The organism is Sphaerobacter sp. (genome assembly GCF_019683595.1).
In the GTDB taxonomy this organism is placed as follows: domain Bacteria; phylum Chloroflexota; class Chloroflexia; order Thermomicrobiales; family Thermomicrobiaceae; genus Sphaerobacter.
In genome coordinates, this window is the sequence record NZ_JADGHZ010000224.1 from 1 (window position 1) to 5040 (window position 5040).

Here is a 5040-nt window from a genome sequence, read left to right on the forward strand (position 1 = left end):
GGGGCGAAGGCCAGTTCGCCGAGGAGGACGGCGTCGGTGTCGAGGTGGACGTTGCCGGCGTAGCGGGCGATCAGCAGCACCGCGGCGCTGAAGAGCACCGGGAAGACCAGGCCGATCGCGGCGTCCTCCCGCACCCGGCCGGTGCGGTTCAGCAGTTCGACCAGGCTCACGGTCACGACGCCGGTCAGGGTGGCGCCGACGATCAGGAGCGGCGACGCCAGGTCCTCGGTGATGAAGAAGGCGAGGACGATGCCGATCAGGATGGCGTGGCTGATGGCGTCGCTCATGAGCGCCATGCGGCGCAGCACCAGGAAGGTGCCGGGCAGGGCGCAGGCCGCCGCGACGACGACGGCGATGAGCTGGATCTCGATCTGCGGCGCGCTCATGGGATCACCTCCCCCTCCACGTGCAGGCGCCGCCGGTTGCGCCGCTGGCGCAGCGCGTTCCACACGATGCCCCGGTTGGGTGCGAAGCAGAGGGAGATCAGCACCAGGGCGCTGGCGCAGAGGACGATGAGCGGGCCGGTCGGAAGCCGGGCGGCGGTGCTGCTGATGACCGCGCCGCTGACGCCCGCCAGCGCGCCGAAGCCGCCGGCGAGGGCGATCATCAGCCCCAGCCGGTCGGTCCACTGCCGCGCCGCGACGGCCGGGGCGACCACCAGCGCGCTCATCAGCACCACGCCGACCATCTGCAGGCCGACCACGATAGCGATGACCAGCAGGGTGGTCAGGAGGATGTCGAGCGCGCGGATCGGGAAGCCCAGCGTGCTGCCGAACTCGGGGTCGAAGCTCAGGAGCTTCAGTTCCTTCCAGAAGAGGAGCATGAGGAGCAGGGCCACCCCGCCGAGCGCGGCCATAGTGACGACGTCCTGGGCCAGGATCGTCGCGGCCTGGCCGAAGAGGAACTTGTCGAGTCCCGCCTGGGTCGCGTCTTCCCGCTTCTGGATGAAGGTCAGCAGCACCAGGCCGATGCCGAAGAAGACCGAGAGGATGATGCCGAGGGCGCTGTCGAACTTGACGCGGGTGGTGCGCACGGCGCCCATGACGAGCAGGGTGCCGAGCCACCCGGCCACGGCGGCGCCGAGAACGAGCACCAGCGGCGCCTTGCTCCCGGTCAGGAGGAAGGCGAGGGCGATGCCGGGGAGCGCGGCGTGGGAGATGGCATCGCCCAGAAGGCTCTGGCGCCGGAGCACGGCGTAGGAGCCGAGGGTGCCGCTGACGATGCCGAGGATGGCGGCGCCGAGCGCGACGGTGCGCAGGGTGTAGTCGAAGAACAGGTCGTGGAGCAGGTCCGGCATCGGCGCGCTACTCCTCCCCGCCCGCCACGGCCGCGACCGTGCCGTCCTGGTCGGGCTGGCCCAGGAAGGCGATGTGGCCGCCGTAGGTGCGCCGCAGTAGCTCGGGGGTGAAGACCTCCTCGACCGGGCCGCTGGCGATCTTGCGCACGTTGAGCAGCGTCACCCAGTCGAAGTACTCCGGCACGGTCTGGAGGTCGTGGTGCACGACGACGACCGTCTTGCCGGCCGAGCGCAGGTCGCGCAGCAGCCCGACGATGGTCCGCTCGGTGGTGGCGTCGACGCCCTGGAAGGGCTCGTCCATCAGGTAGATGGCGGCGTCCTGCACCAAGGCGCGGGCCAGGAAGACGCGCTGCTGCTGGCCGCCGGAGAGCTGGCTGATCTGCCGGCCGGCAAAGTCGCGCATGCCCACCTGCTCCAGGGCGTCGAGCGCGGCCTGCCGCTCCCGGTGGCCGGGCCGGCGGATCCAGCCGAGCGCGCCGTAGCGGCCCATCATCACGACGTCGAGGACGCTGGTCGGGAAGTCCCAGTCGACGCTGCCGCGCTGGGGCACGTAGGCGACCCGGCGGCGCACCTCCGCCAGCGGCTTGCCCTCGATGCGCACCTGTCCGGCGACGACCGGCACCAGCCCGAGGATGGCCTTGATCAGCGTCGTCTTGCCGGCGCCGTTCGGTCCGACGATCGCCATCAGCACGCCGCGGGGGACGTCAAGGTCCACGTCCCAGAGGACGGCGCGATCGTGGTAGGCGACGGTCAGGTCGCGGACGGTGATCGGGTGGGCGGTGGCGGTAGCGGTCGCGAGCATCGATGTGGGTCCTTTCCGTCGGGCGATCGCGGCCCTCACCACCGGCCCCTCTCCCAACCCTGGGAGAGGGGAGTGTCTCGTCGTCTCATTCCTCCTCTCCCAACGTTGGGAGAGGAGGTCAGGGGGTGAGGGCCGCGATCGCCGCGCATCATTCCCCCTCCAGCGCCGCGACGATGGTGTCGATGTTGTGCCGGACCATGCCGATGTAGGTGCCGGCGGGTGTGCCGGGGCTGCCCATGGCGTCGGAGTAGAGCTGCCCGCCGACCGCCACCTCGAAGCCGCGGGCGCGGACCGCCGCCTGCACCGCCTCGATGGCGCGCGGTGAGACGGAGGACTCGACGAACATGGCCCGGATGCGGCGCTCGACGATGAAGTCCGCCAGCTCCTGGACGTCGGCGGTGCCGGCCTCTGTGGCGGTGCTGATGCCCTGCAGGCCGCGAACTTCGAACCCGTAGGCCCGGCCGAAGTAGTTGAAGGCGTCGTGCGCGGTGATCAAGACCCGCTGCTGCGGCGGGATGCGCTCGGCCTGGACCGTGACGTAGGCGTGCAGGTCGGCCAGGTCCGCCAGGTAGCGGTCGGCGTTGGCGCGGTAGATCTCGGCGCTGCCGGGATCGAGGTCGATCAGCGCGTCGCGCACAGCCTCGACCGTGTGCATCCAGAGGGAGGCGTCGAACCAGACGTGGGGGTCGTAGGCCCCGGCGAAGGCGGGCGGGGCGAGGAGCCGGTCGCGGGGGATGCCGTCGGTGACCGCGACGGTGCGGGTGCGGCCCTGCATCCGCTCGAACACCTCGGCCATCTTGGCCTCCAGATGCAGGCCGTTGTAGAAGACGATGTCGGCCTCGGCCAGGCGGATCACATCCCCCTCGCTGGCCTTGTAGAGGTGCGGGTCCACCCCGGGACCCATCAGCCCGACGACCGAAACCCGCTCGCCCCCGACCTGCTCGACCACGTCGGCGATCATGCCGGTAGTGGCGACGGCGCGCACCTGCCGCCCCGTGACATTCACCTGCGCGGCTCCGCTCGCGACGCGGCCGCACCCGCTGAGGAGGAGGGCGGCGATCAGAGCCAGTGCCAGCCAGCGGCGATGCGTCATCCGGTCTCGTTGCCTCCCTACTCCGGCGCCGGACATGTCGCGGCGCCCCCTGTTTCACACGATCACCAGTCTAATTTAGCCATTCTTCCCTGTCAATCTTAGTCATGTCTAAAATCGTCGACTGGCGACCCGGCCGGTGCTCCGGCTCCGGCGCTGTGCGAGAATGCCGGCTGGGCGCGAATGGCGCTGTGAGCAGTCAGCCACAGCATGTGCACTATTGCTCTGCGCATCCTGTCATCCTGAGCGAAGCGAAGGATCTCCTATCGGAGCGATCAACCCAACCGAGATCCGTCACTCTGCTCGGGACGACAAGATGCGGGGCGACATGCTGAGCGTGAGGCAAAGGAGAGGATCAGCATGGCGGAGATCAAGCGGCTGGCGGATCTGCACTGGCCCGACGTCCGGGCGCTCCTGGACTCCGGGGTGCGCACGGTAGTGGCGGCGGCCGGGTCGATGGAGCAGCACGGCCCGCAGTTGCCGTTTCAGACCGACACGCTGCTCGGCACGGTTCTGGCCGAGGCGGTGGCGGAACGGCTCGGCAATGTCCTGGTCGGCCCGACCATCCCGTTCGGCGTCTCGGAGCACCACATGGCCTTCCCCGGCACGATCACGCTCGACACGGCTACCTTCAAGGCGGTGGTGCGGCACTACGTGGCGAGCATGGCGCACCACGGGTTCACGACCGTCATCGTGATCCCGAGCCACGGCGGCAACTTCGCCCCGCTGCGGGAGCTGGAGGAGGAGACCGGCGGGCAGATCGGTGGCGCACGCTACCTGCCCTACACCGACCTGATGGCGTTCATGAAGCCGATGGAGGAGACGGCAGCGAAGGACGGCATCACGCCGCAGGTGGCGGGCGCGCACGCGGGTGAGGCCGAGACCTCGATGGTCCTGGCGGCCCGGCCGGACCTGGTGGACATGAGCCAGGCAGCCGAGGGCTTCGTCGGCACGTTCGATGCGGCCGCCGCCCAACTGATCTTCGAGCGCGGCATGACCGCCCTGACCGCGAACGGCATCCTGGGCGATGCCCGCCCGGCCGACGCCGCCCGGGGCGAGCGCTACATCGCGGCCCTGGCCGACATGCTGGCGGCGTACTTCCGCGAGCGGATGTAGGGCGTAGTGTGTCGTGCGTGGCTAGGCGGAGGCTCCCTCGTCCCTGGCAGCACCAGGACGGAGTCGCCAGAGGGCCGGACGCCCCCTACGCAATACGCAACACGCAACACGCACTACGCCGCTGGGTGGCGGTCGGCCGGTCGGCCGGGGTTGACCCAGCCGTGCTGGATGGCGAAGAGCACGGCTTGCAGCCGGTCGCGCACGTGGAGCTTGTGGAACAGGCGGCTCATGTGGTTCTTGACCGTCTGCTCTGAGATGAAGAGCGCCTCGGCGATCTCCCGGTTCGACAGTCCCCGCACCATGCAGTCGAGGATCTCGACCTCTCGCGTGGAGAGGGGGAGGGCCGCCGCGTCCCGGGCCGGCGCAGCCCGTGGCTGAGCGCAGACCCGGTCAAGCGTCGCCAGCAGTTCCTTGTTGGTGCTCCTCTTGGTGATGTAGGCGTCCGCGCCGGCCGTGCGCGCGGCGCGGACGTTCCCCTCGTCGGCGCTCCTGGCGAGCATGACAACCCGCGGCGCGTTGCGGCGCCGCTTCAGCACGGTCGTGAGTTGCACGCCGGTGACACCCGGCAGATGGAGGTCGAGCAGCACCAGGTCTGGTCGGTGCAGGTCCATCTGCGCCAGAGCCTCGTACGCGCTCGCTGCCTCCCCGACGACGGTGTAGGTGCCACGCTCCGCGAGGAGGCGGCACAACCCGCGGCGGTAGAGCGCGTGATCGTCGACGAGGAGCACGCGCCGC

At 70.2% G+C, this 5040-nt stretch carries 6 protein-coding genes; 1 reads left to right on the forward strand and 5 read right to left on the reverse strand.

The annotated features are described in order from the left end of the window. From IRZ30_RS15555 to IRZ30_RS15570, 4 genes are all read right to left on the reverse strand, one after another. A partial coding sequence (locus tag IRZ30_RS15555; RefSeq protein WP_294086452.1) for a metal ABC transporter permease occupies nt 1-386 on the reverse strand: 386 nt, incomplete at its 3' end. After that, entirely contained in the window at nt 383-1297 is a 915-nt protein-coding gene (locus IRZ30_RS15560; protein ID WP_294086455.1) for an iron chelate uptake ABC transporter family permease subunit, read from the reverse strand. The genes IRZ30_RS15555 and IRZ30_RS15560, both read right to left, overlap by 4 nt. A 7-nt stretch (nt 1298-1304) precedes the next feature. Then, the gene (locus IRZ30_RS15565; RefSeq protein WP_294086457.1) at nt 1305-2099 is read right to left on the reverse strand and encodes a metal ABC transporter ATP-binding protein; all 795 of its coding nucleotides are present in this window, start codon (nt 2097-2099) and stop codon (nt 1305-1307) included. Nucleotides 2100-2247: 148 nt separating this feature from the next. After that, on the reverse strand, nt 2248-3192 hold the full coding sequence (locus IRZ30_RS15570; protein ID WP_294086459.1) for a zinc ABC transporter substrate-binding protein: 945 nt from the start codon (nt 3190-3192) through the stop codon (nt 2248-2250). Nucleotides 3193-3549: 357 nt separating this feature from the next. Here IRZ30_RS15570 and IRZ30_RS15575 point away from each other — a divergent pair, with 357 nt between their 5' ends. Continuing rightward, nucleotides 3550-4305, forward strand: a complete 756-nt coding sequence (locus IRZ30_RS15575) for a creatininase family protein (RefSeq protein ID WP_294086461.1) — start codon at nt 3550-3552, stop codon at nt 4303-4305. Nucleotides 4306-4418: 113 nt separating this feature from the next. Here IRZ30_RS15575 and IRZ30_RS15580 read toward each other — a convergent pair. After that, the coding region (locus IRZ30_RS15580) for a response regulator transcription factor (RefSeq protein ID WP_294086463.1) at nt 4419-5040 on the reverse strand (622 nt) is incomplete at its 5' end.

Bases quoted from the DNA above. Each gene is read 5' to 3' on its own strand.
- IRZ30_RS15565 (WP_294086457.1), bottom strand. From the start codon at position 2,099: ATGCTCGCGACCGCTACCGCCACCGCCCACCCGATCACCGTCCGCGAC.
- IRZ30_RS15575 (WP_294086461.1), top strand. From the start codon at position 3,550: ATGGCGGAGATCAAGCGGCTGGCGGATCTGCACTGGCCCGACGTCCGG.
- IRZ30_RS15560 (WP_294086455.1), bottom strand. From the start codon at position 1,297: ATGCCGGACCTGCTCCACGACCTGTTCTTCGACTACACCCTGCGCACC.
- IRZ30_RS15570 (WP_294086459.1), bottom strand. From the start codon at position 3,192: ATGACGCATCGCCGCTGGCTGGCACTGGCTCTGATCGCCGCCCTCCTC.